The organism is Neobacillus vireti, assembly GCF_036962465.1.
GTDB lineage: Bacteria > Bacillota > Bacilli > Bacillales > Cytobacillaceae > Neobacillus > Neobacillus vireti_B.
On the sequence record NZ_JBALNF010000016.1, the window covers coordinates 334 to 17,852 of the forward strand.

Sequence of the window (17,519 nt, forward strand, 5' to 3'; positions counted from 1 at the left end):
CAACTTAAATAGCATGTCTCCCCTTTTGAAATTTTCCTCCTATGTAGTATAAAAACTTCATAATTCACTTTGAAACTGCTCTTCTTCCCTCACATCTATTTTTAGATGAAATAAATCCCAAAACAATATTTATTACCGGCTAAAATACGTTATAATTTTATGGTAAAAAACTTTTGTATATATATATCTTCGGGAGGAATACAATGGCAACTTCAATAATTTCTGCTCCTATAACAGTACCATTTAATGAATATAAATGGTTATGGGCTACCTGGACTGTTAGAGAGATATTTAAATCGGTAGATATTTTTCCAAAGTCAGTAAAAATTATGTATAAATACAATGATTTACCCTACGGTTTAAGTACAACTACAGGCAGGAACTTTCACGATGATTTACTTGCTCTTAATTTGACAGATGACAATGGAAGTAGAATTTCCTTTGTTGACACAAATGATAGAAGTTTTTTGAGAGGTTATCAACCCTATTGGACTAATTCCGGTATACTTAGTCCTCCATCTCTGAACAATAATAAAATTGTTGTTACACCTTTAGGAAAAGCTTTGGCAACAGGGAAATTTTCCTTTTCAGAATATATAAAAATTATTGCATCTCGCTTCCAATTACCTAGTCTTATTACACAATATAATGATTACCAAGCTTGGCTTACACATGGAGTAGTTTTTAAACCCTTTATTTTTACACTTAACGTTTTGGTGGAGTTATATAAACAAGGTGGCTTTGCAAATTCTTATATATCAGAGCAAGAAATGGCACTAATTTTAGTTCCATTAGTTCCTAGCATGACACCAAATCAAATTGCTAATGAAATTATTTCTTGGAGAGAAGGTCATCCGAGTTTTAATCTTTCATATCTTTATACTGGGTTTGCCACTGTGTCAAATACATATAGGAATATTAAAGAGTTTCTTCAACTTTTATCAATTGGTGGCTTGTTGGTAAATACGAATATGCTTGTTAAAAGCTTCTCAATTACAAGTGGAGTTGTTACCAGTACTACCTCTAATTCTAACTGCTACTTTTTAAATACTTTTACTAATGGAAAATGGGGTCAGTCTTCATCTAGCACATTTGTGCTAACTGAAATAGAGGATTTCTGTAAGGATGCTGAAAATTTAGGTTATTTCGCATATAACTCAACGTTGCAGGAGAGAGACCACAAATTAAAATTTATTGAATACATGGGAGCTTTTAATAGTAACACCTTTATTCCAACAACTTCAAATCCTGATATAAATAATTATATAGACCTTTTGAAGATGAACAAACAAATAATTTTTGCTGGTGCTCCTGGTATTGGAAAAACAAAAATTGCACTAGATATAGCGAACACTTTACAAACCAATGGTGAATTAGCCGCTGCAGAAACCATCTTGTTTCATCAAGCCTCTACCTATGAGGATTTTATCGAAGGAATAAGACCTTCTATTGATTCTGCAAATTTAAGTTATTCATATAAAACAGGGAAATTCAAATTAATTTGTGAAAAAGCACGTGAAAATAAAAGCCAATATTACCTTTTGATTATTGATGAAATAAACAGAGGCAATATTTCTAGCATTTTCGGTGAATTAATCTTTTTGTTAGAACCTGCTTACCGTAGACCAGAATATCAAATTGAACTTCAATATACTGGTGATTATTTTTATGTACCTGAAAATGTTTTGATTATCGGTACTATGAATACTATTGATAAGTCAGCAGTAGAACTAGATTTAGCACTAAGAAGACGGTTTAAATTCATCTACTTACATCCAGACTCAAAAGTAATTAAAGATGAGTTAGAAAAATTATCCGTTACAATAAACGACCCTGCAGGAGTACCTGTAGACATTCCAAAGACACACGAAAATTTGAATAACATTATTGCCGATGATCCGGGGTTAGGTGAGGACTTTTGCATTGGACACTCTTTTTTCTTGCCAAAACCTAATATTAATTATGATGAAGGATTTTTATTAGATATTTGGAATTTCAGTATTATACCTTTACTAAATGAGTATATTCTTCTATCGCCTAGATTCAAAACTACACTAACAGATTATGGCTTTAACATTTATAGGGGGAGAATTTCTGATTTCGATTTATCTAGTATGTTTAATACGATGGCTCAATTAAGTAGGTGAACCGGTTTATGCGAAGAGTTGAAAATAAAATTTATTATGGAAAAACTGGCATCCGAATAGCTCTTTCTCCAATGGATGAAATAGTATTAAAAGAAACCTTAGATGATAGAGAACGATGGACTAGAATAACACCTAATGGTAAAGAAAAATTTGAGCCCTTGTTTGAAAACATAGAAAGAATTGACTCAAAACACTGTATTGTTACTCCAGGGCCATACGTAGGGAAAATTAAGTTACTCGACTCTGATTTATTATTCTTACCGCCCACATGGTTAAAGGGATTTGATACATCTCATTTAATGTATATGATGATAAAATCAATGCGGGACGAACCAAAGGCTGCATACTTACCTGAATTTGTTACTGAAAATCGATCTAGCGTAAGCGAACTAAACGAACCTCTATATTCTTTTTTTGTAAATGAAGCATTTAAAGCATTAAAAAAAGGAATTTATAGAAACTACGAACATCAAAAAATCATTTCACCCCGATTAAGAGGGAAGCTAGATTTTTCACGTCAAATTAGTTTAAATATTAGGGGAAAAGCATTATTTGCAACGGAACAGCAAGTTTTTAGTGAGGATAATGATGTTAATCAGCTACTATTTTTAGCTAACAAAGTAGTATTAGAGCAGTCAAACAGTTATAAAACAATTGAGACTGCACAACAAGTAAAAAGAATACTACCAAACCTCTCAAATACCAAATCATTTAAAGCTAAAAAAATAAATTTACCTCGAAGAGGAAATCATTTTAAATCTAGTATTGAATTAGCAAAGTTAATTGTATCAGGTCAGTCTATATCCTATGAGGGGGAGTTAGCAAATACTTTTTCGATGGTTATAAATTTATTTGATTTATTTGAGAAATATGTATCAAGTGAATTATTTTCAAGGGATACGAATTATAACAATCAATATCCATTACTTTTAACAGATTCTAACGCCGCTAGTATCCCTTGGAGTAACCGAACAGTTTATCCAGATATAGTTTATTCTTCAAGTACAAAAAAAATGGTAATAGACATGAAATTAAAAAGGATTTCCAATTTTGGTCCGCAAATTGAGGATATATATCAGATTTTTTTCTACTCAACCATGATAAACTTGAAAAGTGGGATACTTATATATCCCACTAATTCAGATACTGAACAAATATATAAATTTCCTTTATCCCATGCTGGAGCTGATAAACTTCAAATTATTGCATATGGACTTCCTATAGTAAAACCTGTAGAAAAATTATCTATAGAAATTGATAAATTACACAGCTTCCTATTAAAAACACCGTAAAAACCTAAACCTTTACGGTGTGTTTTGTATTAACTGGAAAACATTTAGCCAAATTAAAAGCTAATAGTGGCGGAACTGCATTTCCAATCTGTCGATAACCATCAGTCTTTGAACCTGCGAAAACAAAATCCATTGGAAAAGATTGTACTATTGCCGCTTCTCTGACTGATAATCGCCTATGATTATTGGGGTGATGAATTATTACTACTCCACCTTTGTTATCACCTCTTGCAGTAATTGTAGGAGCAGGGCGATCAGGATTAATTTCTCTATGACCCATATATCCATTAAAGCGAAGTTTATACTTTGTATACTCATGGTTAGGTATATCAGGGGCCTCTTCAGGTTCAGGAACATCCTTTAACGCTTCACCAATAGTTACCCACTTCTTTAATCCAAATAACAAGTGGGAAGGAGGCTCTGCATGAGTTGGAGCTGGAAAATCGATAATCTCATTTAAATCTTTTCTTACTCCTATAAAAAAGACTCTTTCTCTCAGTTGAGGGACTCCATAATCTGCTGCATTTACTAAATTGCACGTAACATTATATCCAGCATTTTCAAAATCGGAAAGTATCATTTCCTTTATTTTCCCTTTTGCTAAACTAAGAATTCCTTTTACATTTTCAGCAACAAAGTACTTTGGTTGTTTGGCTTTAATTATTCTTAACATTTCTAAGTAAAGTTTATTTCTTTCGTCTTCTGTAGAACGGTTCATATTTGCTACCGAAAACCCTTGACATGGAAATCCACCAATTACCATGTCACATTTAGGAATCTGTTCAGAAGGAATATCTTTTATATCTTCACAAATGATGTGCTCCCCTATATTTTGTTTATATGTTTCAATTGCTCTTTCATACACATCATTTGCCCAAATGATTTCGTGACCAGCCTTTATAAACCCCAGATCCATTCCACCGGCCCCGGAAAACAGGGAAACGATTTTCATTTAAATTCATCTCCAATTTGTATTATCTAAAATTCTTAGCTAGTAAGTTCGCAAATAGCGGAGGTACTGCATTTCCAATTTGCCTGTAGCATGAGGTTTTTGAACCAGTGAATATAAAGTCCATTGGAAAGGTTTGAATGATAGCCGTTTCTCTAATAGACATTCTCCTATGGTTTTTAGGATGTTGAATAACAACTACACCTCCCCCACCGTTTCCCCTAGCTAATATAGTAGGTGACGGTTTATCCGGATCTACCAATCGATGTCCCGTGAAGTTTCTATTTGTTACTTTATATTCAGAATACACGTGGTTATAAAGAGTACAATCCTCAGAGGGTTCTGGAATATCTTTTAGTGCTTGTCCTATTGTTACCCAAGGCTTTGTATTTTCTTTAGCAGTCTTTGAGTAAGTCGGAGAGGGAAACATTATATCATCATGTGTATCATTTCTTACCCCTATAAAAATTACTCTTTGTCTAGATTGGGGAACACCATAGTCAGCTAGATTAAATAATTTGTACTTAACCCTATATCCTGCACTTTCGAAATCCTCGACTATTTGTTTTACGACCTCGCCCTTCCCCAAACTTAAAATTCCTTTTACATTTTCAGCAACAAAGTAACGAGGTTGTTTATCCTTAATTACACGATAAAATTCCCTATACAGGCTATTTCGTTCGTCATCAATAACTCTAAATCTATTAGCCATAGAAAAGCCTTGGCAAGGAAAACCTCCTATCACTATATCACTTTCAGGAATCTGATTTGAAAGGATTTCTTTTAAATCCCTATGAATAATATGTGTACCTATGTTTTTCTTATATGTTTCTACCGCATCAAAATCAATATCATTTGCCCAAATTATTTCATGTCCTGCTTGGATAAACCCCAGGTCAAGTCCTCCGCATCCGGAGAATAAAGAAACGACTTTCATTATAACACTCCTTTATTCCTATTAATTATAACATAAATATAGAAACGTTTGTTTGTGTTTATCATAGAAAAAACTGCATTATAAAAACTACTAAACTTTATCGAAAAAAGTCGAAAATAAAACTAAGATTTAATTATAATAGAATATAGTTACATAGTACATATTTATAATCACTATAAATTTATATATAAAGATTAGATAGTTTCAAGAAGATTTAGGACTTACTTGTTAATAGATAAAATTTTACCTTGGGGTTTTAAAGACATAATTTAAGGGTGAAAAAAAATTATGTTGATTCTTCACATCCATATTAGTCATTTGAACGTACCGCCGTACCATATTCATATGAGAGTGACCAAGTATACGTTGCAAACTAAAAGGGTCACCACCATTTAATATATAGAATAGTGCACCAGTATGACGTAAAGTGTGAGGACTACAACGTTTGTTATTGATACCTGCAATTTGACCGTATACCCTCATATTATCTCTTACAGTAGCTTCACTCATGTGTTCTCCTTCATAAGTTAAGAAGACAAATTCACTCTCGAAGTCTTCTGTTTCAGCCATATACTCACTAAGTAACTTCGCTGTTTTTGCTGATATTGGAACAGTACGAGCAATTTTAACTTTTGTATCCAATGCCTCTAATTGAATAGTTAAGCTTTTAAAATCGACATTCCTCCTTTTTATATCAACCAGCTCCGAAACACGAACCATTGTATCTAACAGAACAAACAAAATTACCTTCGTTCTAAATCCAGTGTATGAGGAATCATCTATTGCACCTATTAGCTTTTTAAAATCTTCTGGAGTAAATGCTTCAACATTGTCGATAGGGGCTTTTATTGGTTTAAAACGTTTATGGATAGGTTCTCTAATCCATTGCTTATCTTCAAAGATGTACCGTAAAAATGACCTCATTGTCCTTACTCGTATGTTTACAGTTGCTGGAGAGTAATTCAATTCTTCACACATATAAGTTATCCAACCAGTAAAAACTTCAATGGTCATTTCTTTTGCTGATAATTCACGACCAATATACTCCATGAAATATTGGAAGTTATTGTAATATTCCTTAATAGTTCTTGGTGCTAATCCTTCCCCTTTTTTGATTAACATGAATTGCTCAAACATCTCTGAAATTGAATAATCATAGCCTCCTACATTTACTGGTTTTGCTTCACGTTTAATACGTCTTAATTGATTTTGTCGCAAAATAAAAACCCCTTCCATAATAAAAATTACGTAAGAGGTTGAACGGTTTTATGTATCAGCCTAAAACAGTTTCTCATTTCAGCCTAACAAAGTCTTTCGTTTGACTGGTCAAAATCCGTTTGGAAATAGGTACAAACACATATTCGATTTTGATTCAAGAATGTGTCAATGGCGGGACTGCGTGGGAATCGAACCCACCAGACCTGGCACGCAGGTCTCAAGCAGTTTTGAAGACTGTGGAGGACACCAGTACCCCATTCAGCCCCATTTAGATGATAAATCATCATAAAAACTAAGTATATTTTACATTCTATTTCTTTAAATAACAATTATTATCTTGATATCATATTACAATGGAATATAGTATTAATCAATAAATTTGGCCCAATTGTCATTTTTTCGACAAGCAATTCCAATTCCCTTATGACAGTTTTACTAATTGATTAAAGCCAAACTTGTGACGAATTCTTGTCATCCGCCCAAGAAAAAGACTATAATAGATAATAATATCGTTATTGTAGGTGAATAGCATGCTTCAAGGTTGGTTTCTCTGGTTTATCCTATTTTGGGTAGTCTTTTTAATAGGTTCCTTTTCCATTGGCGGCTTCTTTATGTTCCGAAAGTTTCTGAAAAAGATGCCAAAGGAAGATGGCAAATCCGACATGGATTGGGAAGAACATTATGTAAATGAATCCCTTCACCTCTGGGGTCCTGAAGAAAAGGCCCTGCTCAATGATCTTGTCAGTCCCGTGCCTGAACTATTCCGTGATGTAGCAAAACATAAAATCGCAGGAAAAATTGGTGAGTTGGCCGTAAAAGAAAATGCCTCCAAAATAACAGAAGAACTCGTTATTCGCGGCTATATTCAAGCCACACCAAAACGGGATCATAAGTTTCTACGAAAAAAACTCTTTCAAAATCAAATAGATGTTACACCGTATGAACATCTATTTTAACCGCCCTATCAAGGCGGTTTTTTTCTTTTTTTATATATAAAAACACTGACTCACGGAGGAATCAGTGTTCATCATTTACATCATTTTACCTACTATTATGAAGTTCCCTGAAGAGTTTTCTATACGAACGGTACATTGCCACACGCCAAGGGACAATCATGCTGAAAGCCAACAGGAAGAACATCCCGCTTAACTGTCCGATATCAATCGTAGTACTCAAAATTGCTTTTAGGACCAGACGAAGAATTAACAACCCAACAAGGATGTAGATAAAGGCCTTCGACCGTTTTAAATAAATATTATTATCTCGAATTTCAAAATTTGATGTCTTAATCAATAAAATGGAAAACAGCATGCCAACTATAATTGCCTCACCAATTTCCATTGGGGTTAAGCGAAACTCCGGTACCACATACATCAATGCCCCAGTCGCCATAAAGAAAGGTGGCAGGATAATTTTTTTTGCATTGGTCGGTTTCTTTGCTGCTTTCATCCGAACAAACAAAGCAAGAGAGCCCATAATAACAGCTCCGATTGAAGAAACAACTACGTAATTCATTGGATTCATTCATCCCTTATCTTTATCTAATTATTTACTCAACTATTATATATCAAATGATGAATTTTGAGAAAAAATAATCACTGTTTTTACCTTTAAAATATTTAAATGTTCAAGGAAAACCATGCAATAGCTGGAAAGATCCAAATAACTTCCAAACTAGGAAATTCTTAAAAACCAGTAAAGCCGCCAAACATTCCTTGAAAAAGGATAATAATTTTCGTCATCCAGTCAAAGAAGAGCACAATTCCCATGACAATCATGATATAACCGCCGATTTTCATAATCTTTCCGCTGTGCTTCTTAATCCACTTCAATCGGCCGACAAAGAATGACAGGATTAAAAATGGAATCGCAAAGCCTAGGGAGTAGGCAATCATATATAATACGCCTGAACCGGGATTGGATGCGGCTAAGAGAATGACGGATGAAAGAATCGGCCCCGTACAAGGCGTCCACCCAGCAGCAAATGCCATCCCAATTAATACGGATCCAATATAACCGGATGGCCTGTTTTTGAATTCAAAGCGGCGATCCCTCATCATAAATTCCGGTTTAAACACACCGACAATCATTAAGCCAAATAAAACAATAAAGATTCCGCCTAATTGACGAATCAAATCTTTATAAGATAAGAAGAAGCTGCCAAGAAATGAGGTTCCAAAACCGATCGCGATAAAGATAATTGAAAAACCTAACAAGAAAAATAAGGTATGCAGCAAGCTTCGTTTTTGCAGCATGGCATTTTCATCTTTTAGTTCTCCTACAGACATTCCCGTTATGTATGAAAGAAAAGCTGGATAAAGCGGTAAACAGCAAGGAGAAATAAAGCTTAAAAAGCCGGCCCCTAATGCGATGAATATGTTTACATCAGACATATATTAACACTCCCACTATAGTCGATACCTTCTCATTCTAACAAATATGCTCTCTAAAAGATAATGGTTAACGTGAATATTTTGTGTCTCGATGTGAACACGTCAAAAATTAGTAACTTTTTCAAATAGAAACAAATAAATTGGATTTTTTCTTACAAATCTCTTTGAAGTAATTTACATTATAGGTTATACTAGTAAAACAATGCCCTTTTAAATGGCAATAGACTCTATCTTTTTACTAAAAAATTTTAGGAGTTACTCCGGAAAGGACTTCGGCCGTGCTGAAACAAGATCTCATTACTATGATAGAAACAAAGCGAGCTGAATTAATTCAAGTCGCCACCACAAACGGCTTGACATCCTCCGTTGCAATTCGTTACAGCCAGGAACTTGATAAGTTATTAAACGAATATAATAAAATATATATTAAAAAAGTTCCAACCACCGCAATATAAGAAAAGCGTAAGCTCCCTCGAGCTAGACAACTTTCATTGTCAAATCGAATACTTTTATCAACTTTAAAACGAAAGCCTGGCATCTCATGCCAGGCCTTTTTCTATTAATTCACCGCATCCTCCATACGCTCTAGTGCCCCGTTTTGCAGCAGGAACATCTTATGATAGAGTCCTCCCAGGGCCAGCAGTTCTTGATGCGTCCCTCGCTCAACAATCCCCCCTTGGTGCAAGACCAAAATTAATTCGGCATCTTGGATCGTTGACAAGCGATGGGCAATGGCGATCGTGGTTCGACCTTTTCGCATCTTTGCTAACGCGGTTTGGATCATTTCTTCTGTTTCTGTATCAATATTAGCCGTTGCTTCATCAAGGACCAATATTTTTGGATTTGCTGCTATTGTTCTAGCAAAGGCAATCAGCTGCCGCTGTCCGCTTGAAAATGTAGATCCCCTTTCAACTACCTTATGATGATAGCCATCTTCTAATCTTTCAATAAACGGATGGGCTTGCACAAACTTCGCTGCCTCTTCTATTTGTTCATCTGATAGACCCTGATTATGAAGGCGGATATTATCTTTTACCGTCCCAAAAAAGAGAAACGGATCTTGGAGTACAAGGCCCATTTTTTCCCGTAACTCGGCCTTTGTGTAATCTCGAATTGATTTCCCGTCAATTAAAATCTCGCCCCGTTCAAACTCATAAAAACGCATCATCAAGTTAATAATCGAGCTCTTCCCGCTCCCTGTATGTCCTACTAAGGCAACGGTTTCCCCTGGATGGGCTGTAAAACTGATATTTTTTAACACATCCCTTTCACCATCATAGGAGAAGCTGATATTCTTAAACTCAATTTTTCCTTCCTCAATCGTTGTGCTTTTTTTCAGCTGTTGGGCAGGGGCTAGTTCCTCTTCGTCTAATAATGTAAAGACGCGTGAACCGGCTACGATGGCCTGTTGGTATAACGAAAGCCTCATCATCATTTGATTGATTGGTTCAAAGAAACGGTCTAAATAATTGATAAAGGCGTAGATGACACCGATTTCTACACGATTCTCAAAGGAAGTAATCCCGAAGTAACTGAGAACAAGAATCAGGGCAAAGATATAGATGAGGTCAATCGCCGGTCTTAACAGTAAGCCATCAATCTTAATATTTTTCATTCCAGCATTGTAGTGCTGCTCATTGATGTTACCAAATTCTTGGCGGAGGCGTTTTTCTTGGCGAAAAACTTGAATGATCGCCATCCCGGAAAGCGATTCGGCCAGCTTTGCATTTAATTGACTCAATCGCTCCCGCATATCGAGGTAAAAACGAGAGCTCAATTTTCTGTATAAGTTCATAACAAACATTAAGATCGGCAAAATAATCACACATAACAGGGCAAGCTTCACATTTAAGAAAAACATGGCAATAAAGATGCCTATCAGTAAGAATCCACTTTGAATAAAAGTAGCGATGACCGTTACAAACATATCCTTGATGGCTTCTGTATCATTGGTAACCCGTGAAACGATACTCCCTGCCGGTGTTTTATCAAAATACCTTAACCCAAGTGACTGTACCTTGGAAAAGACATCAATTCGAAGCTGCTGGATAATATAAAGGGCAATCTCCTGAAATTTAACTAATTGAAAGAACATGAGAATCGCTTTAACGACTTGAATCCCCATATAAACGGATCCAAGAATCAGCAAGGGCTGAAATTCAAGTTTTCCTGGTGTTAAATAATCATCAATAAAGACTTTCACGATTAACGGAAGCACAATATCGCCAATCGTGGTAAGCAAAAGCAGGACAAAGGCAAACGTGATTATTTTTTTGTGCGGCTTTGTATAGGAAAGAAGACGGTATAAGACCTTTCGTTGTTCACGTTCTGACAGTTCTATTTTCTCGTCCATATTAACGTCCTCCATGTTCGACCAGCTCTTCCAATTGCTGGTGCAAATACATTTCCTTATACCATCCGTCTTGTTGCATTAAGTCTTCATGCTTCCCTCTCTCAACAATTTTCCCGTCATCCAGGACCAGAATGAGATTGGCATGCTGAATGGCACTTAAGCGATGGGAGGTGATCATCGTGGTCTTCCCTTCCCGATTTTGTCGTAAGGAAGAAAGGATTGCCTCTTCCGTTTTAGCATCGACCGCAGATAACGAATCGTCCAGCACTAATAGTTCTGGATTCATCAGCAGGGCCCGGGCAATGGAAATCCGTTGTTTTTGTCCGCCTGATAAAGAGACACCCCGTTCCCCGACAACCGTTTGATAGCCTTCGGTAAATTGAAGAATGTCATCATGAATATTCGCAAGTTTTGCCGCCTTTTCGATTTCGTCCTTTGAAATATCCGGGTTTGTAAACGCAATATTCTCGGCAACGGTCGCGGAAAACAGAAAATGATCCTGGGGAACATAGCCAATTGCTTCCCGAAGTTTTTCGAGCCTATATGATCGAAGCGCTTTTCCGCCAAACATAATTTCTCCCTGATAGCCTTCAAATTCACGGATAAGAAGTTTGAGCAGTGTTGTTTTTCCGGCACCTGTTTTCCCCACAATTCCGAGTGTCTCACCTTTCTTAAGTGAAAAGTAGATGTCTTTTAAAATCGGGTCTGTGGTGCCTGGATAGGTAAATTCGTTTATCTTAAAATCAATATCGCCAATCGGCATGACGTCTAATGCATCATCATTATCGGTGATTTCTACGATTTCTCTTAAGAGCGCAGCGACACGATCATAGGAAGCACGACCTCGTTCCACGATATTAAACAGCCAGCCAAATGCCAGCATCGGCCATATTAGAAGGCCTAAATAAGTAGTAAACGAGATTAATTGTCCGATTGTTAACTCCCCATTAAGAACATATTTTGCCCCAAAAGCAATCGATAGAAAAAAAGAAATCCCAACAATGATGGAGATGGTCGGGTCATAAAGAGAATCGATTTTGGCTACCACAATATTTTTTTGCACGACATCTTCTGATTGTTTGCGGAAATCCTCAATGTCCTCTTGCTCTTGGCCGAATGTCTTAATCACTTTAATCCCGGTGATGCTTTCTTGTGTTTTATCATTTAAAGAGGAAAAGGCTTCCTGTGCTTTGTGAAAACTTTTATGTAGCATCGTGCCAAACCAGCTAGTCAGCATCGCCATAAACGGCATCGGGATTAAACAAATTAACGTTAGTTTCCAGCTGATGGTAAAGGCCATTGCGAGAATCACAAATCCACCGGTAGAAAGTGAATCCACGAGGGTTAACACGCCTACGCCGGCCGTTTGCTGGATCGCCGATAGGTCATTGGTTGCATGGGCCATGAGGTCGCCAATCCGGCTTTTTTGGTAGAATGATGGAGACATTTTGGTAAAGTGGCTATATAATTGGTCGCGGAGGATCCTGCTAAGTTTGACGGATGAGCCAAAAATCATAATCCGCCAATAATAACGAAGAACATACATCGATAGTCCCACCACCATTAATACCACGACCCATTTTATCAGGATGACGGATGTAATTGTTCCTTCGTTGATTTGATCAGCAATAATTCCAATTACTTTAGGCGGAATTAACTGCAGGAGCGCTACAAATAATAAGATAAACACCCCTGACAGGTACGCTTTTTTCTCTTGTTTAAAAAACCAGCCTAGTTCTAAAAATACTTTCAATTAAACACCCCCAACATACATGACGAGCCCTTTGTTTCATAATATTTTCTTCGAACTCCGAGGTACCTATTTTATCAAATTTTTACAAAATAATAAATACTTTGAAATCATTGGATGTCATAAAAAATAAATTAGGTTATTGCTGGATTATATGCTACAATGGGTCTACCATTTGATTTACTTTTTTACATGTGCCCTGCTCATTCGTGAGCGGGGCTCCTTGTTTTTATTATAAAAAAATTAACAAATAAAAAAACAGACTCTGTAAAGAGCCTGTTTTCATTTACTTTTAATTAAGCTTTACGAACGTTAGCTGCTTGAGCTCCACGTTGGCCTTGCTCAACATCAAAAGTTACTGCTTGACCTTCGTCTAAAGATTTGAAACCTTCGCCTTGGATTGCTGAGAAATGAACGAATACGTCTTCTCCGCCTTCACGCTCGATGAATCCGAATCCTTTTTCTGCATTAAACCATTTTACTTTACCGTTTTCCATTTTGTTTCCTCCTGCTGTGTGCTTTGCACACAATGTGTTACTATCCTTGAACTCAGTGATCATCAAGACGAAAAGTTTAATCTTATACTATCCTTTACACCGAACAAAAATAATTCTTCTTTATAATAACACAGTTTATAAAAACATGCAAGGTTTCCAAAATTTAACGACCAAATTTATTTACGGTGTTTTTTCTCCGGTTGGAATCCATAAAAAAACCACCTTCTCATAGTAGTATCAGAAAAAGTGGTTTTTGGATTTAAATTATGAAGGGTAAGTAATTAATTGACAAAGAATGGCCGTTAAACTCCCCTATCTTCTAATTACTTACAAACAAGTGTTGAATCCTTTTGTAGAAGGATTTTACATGGAAGCTTGTCCAGTTTATTTAGATTGCTGCTTGTTCATTGCTGCCATCATTTGGTTGATCTTCTTTTGCGAAGGTTTCATACCCATTTGCATCATCATCATTTTTAACATTTGTTCATTGATTGGCGGATTTTTCTTTAAATAGCTCATCATATATCTGCGAGCAATGAAAAATCCTAGTGCTACACCAGCTGCTAATGCTAGTATACCAACTAGAAAATATAACATTAAACTTCCTCCTTCATGTTGTCTATCATACAGTGTACTAAATTAATCGGAAGAAAACAATATCTCATTTTAATTAGACAAATTTTCTTTCTTTAATTGGTTTTAACCAGCCAACTCGCTCATGTTCAAGATCAATGGCTAAGAAGGAAGATTCACATTTTCTGAGTACTTCAAAAAAAGCCGTTTCCGCTTCAAAGGTACCTTCTGCTTCCACGGTGATTAATTCTTGAAAAACTTCTAACCTTGCCGTGCTTAGTTTTCCGCTAAGGAAAATCGTATACGCACCATGATCTGCTTTAAAACCCTTCATTTTCCCGAGCTGTTTTTGAAGCAGATTGTGTATTTTTAGGACCTCGACCCGTTTCGTAATATATGAAATTTGTTTTTGCGTTATAAATTTAAGTTCGCCGTTAGAAGTTTGATGTTCATGAAAAAGCTGAAAAAATATTCGCTCTCGACCGAAGTAATGGGCGGCAAATTCATCTTCTATTAAGTAAAGCTGATATTTTCTCACCACTGTTCTCTCCTCCGTTGAAACCCTTTTTTCTATTATAAAAAAGCACGAACAAAACGTTTGTCTTACGGCGGCAAAAACTTTCACTACTTTTGTCGATTAGCATGTTACATAATTACTATTTCGGTAGAATTGATGAACTTTCCTCTTAAAAACACAATTGTTCAAAATATTGTAATAACTACTTCTATACTTACCCTTTGATAGATGGCTTTGGCTCATTTTTTGCTAAATTGGCTCAAATATAGTAATTCATAGATTAAAACTGTGATGGATTGGCTCATTCATTTGTATTTATGGCTGATTTTAATCATGGTTTGGTATTATTACCACATTTTTTCATTAGCACATAAAAAAAGAGAACGGAATTTCCGTTCTCCTTCTTAATCTTATTTTTGTAATAGAGCCTTAACACGAGCAACAACATGATCAACGTTAAAGCCGTATTCTTCCATAATTTTTTCGCCTGGTGCTGATGCTCCGAATTGGTCAATTGCCAAAACATCGCCCTCGTCACCTGTATATTTGTGCCAGCCAAGGGAAGCACCCATTTCAATTCCAAGACGTTTTTTCACGCTCTTTGGAAGAACTGAATCTTTATAATCTTGAGATTGTTGTTCAAAACGATCCCAAGAAGGCATGCTGACAACCGATACATGAACACCTTCACCAGCAAGGACTTTTTGTGCTTCAACAGCTAGACTTACTTCAGAACCTGTTGCCAAAATTAACGCATCTGCTGTCTCTTTTTCTGCTGGAGAAACCACATAGGCACCCTTTGAAACACCTTCATAGGCATTTGTATCAGTACCTTTTAATGTAGGTAAATCTTGACGAGTCAAGATAAGTGCAGTTGGTTTATTAGTTGACTCAACCGCAAGCTTCCAAGCTGCTGCTGTTTCATTGCCGTCTGCTGGACGGATGATAGATAGACCTGGCATTGCACGCAATGCAGCAAGCTGCTCAACAGGTTCGTGTGTTGGACCATCTTCTCCAACAGCGATACTATCATGCGTAAATACATACGTAACAGGAAGTCCCATAATAGATGCTAAACGGATCGCTGGACGAAGGTAATCAGAGAATACAAAGAATGTACCGCCGAAAACTTTTACTCCGCCGTGAAGGGCAATACCATTCATTGCTGCACCCATAGCAAATTCACGAACACCGAACCAGAAGTTACGGCCTTCATAGCTGCCTGGCATATAATCGCCTGAACCTTTAATCATGGTTTTATTAGAACCAGCAAGGTCTGCAGAACCGCCAATGAAAATTGGAAGGTTTTTAGCAATACCATTTAGAGCTTCACCAGAGGAAGCACGGCTTGCTAGACTCTTACCTTCTTGGTAGACAGGGATATCCTTGTCCCAGCCTTCAGGAAGTTCATTGTTTAACGCTTGTTCAAGCTGAACAGCTAGTTCTGGATATTCCTTTTTATATTGTGCGAATGTGTCGTTCCATTCTTTTTCCTTTTTCTCACCGTTTTCAACAATAAGTTTTTGGAAGTTGTCGTATACTTCTTGCGGCACATGGAAATCTTGTTCAAAAGTCCATTTATATGCTTCTTTTGTTAGCTTTAACTCGTCTGCACCTAGTGGAGCACCGTGTACACCAGAAGTACCAGCACGGTTTGGTGAGCCATATCCAATGACAGTTCTAACTTCGATCATGGTAGGACGGTCAAGGTCATTTCTTGCTTCCTCAAGTGCTTTTGCGATTTCTTCAAGGTTATTACCGTCTTCAACACGAAGATATTGCCAGCCATAAGCTTCAAAACGTCCTTTTACACTTTCAGAGAAAGACTTGTTTAGGTCTCCATCAAGAGAAATATCATTTGAATCATAGAGAACCACTAAACGGCCTAGTTTTAAATGTCCTGCAAGTGAAGCAGCTTCTGCAGAAACCCCCTCCATAAGGTCACCATCACCACAAACACTATATGTATAATGGTTCACAATTTCATAGTTGTCTTTATTATAAACACTAGCTACATGGCGTTCTGCCATCGCCATTCCGACAGCCATTGCAATTCCTTGTCCTAGTGGACCAGTAGTTGCTTCTACGCCTTCTGTGTGGCGATACTCAGGGTGTCCTGGTGTTTTACTCCCCCACTGACGGAATTGTTTGATGTCCTCCATACTTAAATTATAGCCGGATAAGTGAAGCATGCTGTATAACAATGCAGAACCATGGCCTGCAGATAAGACGAAACGATCACGGTTGAACCAGTGAGGATTTTTTGGATTATGGTTCATGAATCTTGTCCATAATGTATAAGTCATTGGAGCAGCACCCATTGGCATACCTGGATGACCAGAGTTTGCTTTCTCAATTGCATCAATAGAAAGCGTACGAATAGATGTTACTGATAAATCATCAATAGTATTAAACATGAAATACATCCTTTCTTGTTTACGGTTACTAAATACATTCTTTATATTATCTTTCATTGTCTATTAATTCAACAAATAAACAAGGATTAGAACGAATATTTCCTTTTATTTTTAGCTTGACCCTCCCCAGGTGAATGTATGTAATGGAAATGAAAATACCCCGCCTAACGAAAGGCGGAGCTAGATCATGTAGTAGGGTTATACCCTTCCAATATTTTTAATGAAGAGGCCGATTCTTTCTAGCTTTTAATTTTTCAGGTGTTACATCAGTACCTTCTGGATCAATAAATTTTGTATTCGTTAAAGTATCGAGCATATTTGCCCGGAAAGTGGCCAAGTATTCACTTCTTAATTTGGATTGTTCTTTTGCTTCTAGCTCTGTTAATCCTGACGATTTTGCTTTTCTGGCCAGTTCATTGATACGAGCCATTTTTTCTTTTGAGAGCATTCCCACCCATCCTTTCTAACAAATAAAG

16 protein-coding genes and 1 tRNA gene are annotated in these 17,519 nt (G+C 36.6%); 4 read left to right on the forward strand and 13 right to left on the reverse strand.

Going from position 1 to position 17,519, the window contains the following annotated elements:
• Positions 1 to 203: 203 nt before the first annotated feature.
• Together V7077_RS06885 and V7077_RS06890 are read left to right on the forward strand one after the other, a co-directional pair.
• Positions 204 to 2,147 (forward strand): AlwI family type II restriction endonuclease, encoded by a 1,944-nt coding sequence (locus V7077_RS06885; protein ID WP_335499758.1) that lies wholly within the window; start codon positions 204 to 206, stop codon positions 2,145 to 2,147.
• 8 nt (positions 2,148 to 2,155) lie between these two features.
• On the forward strand, positions 2,156 to 3,439 hold the full coding sequence (locus V7077_RS06890) for a 5-methylcytosine restriction system specificity protein McrC (RefSeq protein WP_335499760.1): 1,284 nt from the start codon (positions 2,156 to 2,158) through the stop codon (positions 3,437 to 3,439).
• A 4-nt stretch (positions 3,440 to 3,443) separates the two neighbouring features.
• On the opposite strand, the gene V7077_RS06895 is transcribed toward V7077_RS06890, so the two are convergent.
• The 4 genes from V7077_RS06895 to V7077_RS06910 all read right to left on the reverse strand — a co-directional run bounded on the left by V7077_RS06895 (position 3,444) and on the right by V7077_RS06910 (position 6,809).
• Complete coding sequence (locus V7077_RS06895; RefSeq protein WP_335499762.1) at positions 3,444 to 4,391, reverse strand: DNA cytosine methyltransferase; 948 nt, start codon at positions 4,389 to 4,391, stop codon at positions 3,444 to 3,446.
• 22 nt (positions 4,392 to 4,413) lie between these two features.
• Positions 4,414 to 5,325, reverse strand: coding sequence for a DNA cytosine methyltransferase (locus V7077_RS06900; protein WP_335499765.1), 912 nt, complete (start codon positions 5,323 to 5,325; stop codon positions 4,414 to 4,416).
• Between the two features lie 243 nt (positions 5,326 to 5,568).
• Entirely contained in the window at positions 5,569 to 6,543 is a 975-nt protein-coding gene (locus tag V7077_RS06905; RefSeq protein ID WP_335499767.1) for a tyrosine-type recombinase/integrase, read from the reverse strand.
• Positions 6,544 to 6,712: 169 nt separating this feature from the next.
• Positions 6,713 to 6,809, reverse strand: a tRNA-Sec gene (locus V7077_RS06910).
• Between the two features lie 264 nt (positions 6,810 to 7,073).
• Here V7077_RS06910 and V7077_RS06915 point away from each other — a divergent pair.
• Positions 7,074 to 7,499, forward strand: coding sequence for a DUF2621 domain-containing protein (locus V7077_RS06915; RefSeq protein ID WP_335499770.1), 426 nt, complete (start codon positions 7,074 to 7,076; stop codon positions 7,497 to 7,499).
• A gap of 85 nt (positions 7,500 to 7,584) precedes the next feature.
• Here V7077_RS06915 and V7077_RS06920 read toward each other — a convergent pair whose 3' ends face one another.
• Both V7077_RS06920 and V7077_RS06925 read right to left on the reverse strand, forming a co-directional pair.
• Positions 7,585 to 8,058, reverse strand: coding sequence for a CcdC family protein (locus tag V7077_RS06920; protein WP_335499772.1), 474 nt, complete (start codon positions 8,056 to 8,058; stop codon positions 7,585 to 7,587).
• 170 nt (positions 8,059 to 8,228) lie between these two features.
• Complete coding sequence (locus V7077_RS06925) at positions 8,229 to 8,936, reverse strand: cytochrome c biogenesis CcdA family protein (protein WP_335499775.1); 708 nt, start codon at positions 8,934 to 8,936, stop codon at positions 8,229 to 8,231.
• 302 nt (positions 8,937 to 9,238) lie between these two features.
• Between V7077_RS06925 and V7077_RS06930 the strand changes: the two genes are divergently transcribed.
• On the forward strand, positions 9,239 to 9,391 hold the full coding sequence (locus V7077_RS06930) for an aspartyl-phosphate phosphatase Spo0E family protein (RefSeq protein WP_335500119.1): 153 nt from the start codon (positions 9,239 to 9,241) through the stop codon (positions 9,389 to 9,391).
• 104 nt (positions 9,392 to 9,495) lie between these two features.
• Here V7077_RS06930 and V7077_RS06935 read toward each other — a convergent pair whose 3' ends face one another.
• The 7 genes from V7077_RS06935 to V7077_RS06965 all read right to left on the reverse strand — a co-directional run bounded on the left by V7077_RS06935 (position 9,496) and on the right by V7077_RS06965 (position 17,491).
• A complete protein-coding gene (locus V7077_RS06935; RefSeq protein WP_335499777.1) occupies positions 9,496 to 11,289 on the reverse strand; it encodes an ABC transporter ATP-binding protein in 1,794 nt (597 codons plus the stop codon).
• A 1-nt stretch (position 11,290) separates the two neighbouring features.
• A complete protein-coding gene (locus V7077_RS06940; protein WP_335499779.1) occupies positions 11,291 to 13,042 on the reverse strand; it encodes an ABC transporter transmembrane domain-containing protein in 1,752 nt (583 codons plus the stop codon).
• A 293-nt stretch (positions 13,043 to 13,335) separates the two neighbouring features.
• Positions 13,336 to 13,536: a cold-shock protein gene (locus V7077_RS06945; protein ID WP_098532719.1), complete on the reverse strand. Its 201-nt coding sequence runs from the start codon at positions 13,534 to 13,536 to the stop codon at positions 13,336 to 13,338.
• A gap of 384 nt (positions 13,537 to 13,920) precedes the next feature.
• Complete coding sequence (locus V7077_RS06950) at positions 13,921 to 14,133, reverse strand: YneF family protein (RefSeq protein WP_215040889.1); 213 nt, start codon at positions 14,131 to 14,133, stop codon at positions 13,921 to 13,923.
• A gap of 73 nt (positions 14,134 to 14,206) precedes the next feature.
• Positions 14,207 to 14,647 (reverse strand): sporulation inhibitor of replication protein SirA, encoded by a 441-nt coding sequence (sirA, locus tag V7077_RS06955; protein WP_335499787.1) that lies wholly within the window; start codon positions 14,645 to 14,647, stop codon positions 14,207 to 14,209.
• Positions 14,648 to 15,036: 389 nt separating this feature from the next.
• On the reverse strand, positions 15,037 to 17,043 hold the full coding sequence (gene tkt / locus V7077_RS06960; RefSeq protein WP_335499790.1) for a transketolase: 2,007 nt from the start codon (positions 17,041 to 17,043) through the stop codon (positions 15,037 to 15,039).
• 217 nt (positions 17,044 to 17,260) lie between these two features.
• A complete protein-coding gene (locus tag V7077_RS06965; RefSeq protein ID WP_215040886.1) occupies positions 17,261 to 17,491 on the reverse strand; it encodes a DUF896 domain-containing protein in 231 nt (76 codons plus the stop codon).
• Positions 17,492 to 17,519: the final 28 nt, after the last annotated feature.

Coding starts and splice junctions, on each gene's coding strand:
- V7077_RS06885 (WP_335499758.1), top strand. CDS start 204: ATGGCAACTTCAATAATTTCTGCTCCTATAACAGTACCATTTAATGAA.
- V7077_RS06890 (WP_335499760.1), top strand. CDS start 2,156: ATGCGAAGAGTTGAAAATAAAATTTATTATGGAAAAACTGGCATCCGA.
- V7077_RS06895 (WP_335499762.1), bottom strand. CDS start 4,391: ATGAAAATCGTTTCCCTGTTTTCCGGGGCCGGTGGAATGGATCTGGGG.
- V7077_RS06900 (WP_335499765.1), bottom strand. CDS start 5,325: ATGAAAGTCGTTTCTTTATTCTCCGGATGCGGAGGACTTGACCTGGGG.
- V7077_RS06915 (WP_335499770.1), top strand. CDS start 7,074: ATGCTTCAAGGTTGGTTTCTCTGGTTTATCCTATTTTGGGTAGTCTTT.
- V7077_RS06920 (WP_335499772.1), bottom strand. CDS start 8,058: ATGAATTACGTAGTTGTTTCTTCAATCGGAGCTGTTATTATGGGCTCT.
- V7077_RS06925 (WP_335499775.1), bottom strand. CDS start 8,936: ATGTCTGATGTAAACATATTCATCGCATTAGGGGCCGGCTTTTTAAGC.
- V7077_RS06930 (WP_335500119.1), top strand. CDS start 9,239: ATGATAGAAACAAAGCGAGCTGAATTAATTCAAGTCGCCACCACAAAC.
- V7077_RS06935 (WP_335499777.1), bottom strand. CDS start 11,289: ATGGACGAGAAAATAGAACTGTCAGAACGTGAACAACGAAAGGTCTTA.
- V7077_RS06945 (WP_098532719.1), bottom strand. CDS start 13,536: ATGGAAAACGGTAAAGTAAAATGGTTTAATGCAGAAAAAGGATTCGGA.
- V7077_RS06950 (WP_215040889.1), bottom strand. CDS start 14,133: ATGTTATATTTTCTAGTTGGTATACTAGCATTAGCAGCTGGTGTAGCA.
- tkt (WP_335499790.1), bottom strand. CDS start 17,043: ATGTTTAATACTATTGATGATTTATCAGTAACATCTATTCGTACGCTT.
- V7077_RS06965 (WP_215040886.1), bottom strand. CDS start 17,491: ATGCTCTCAAAAGAAAAAATGGCTCGTATCAATGAACTGGCCAGAAAA.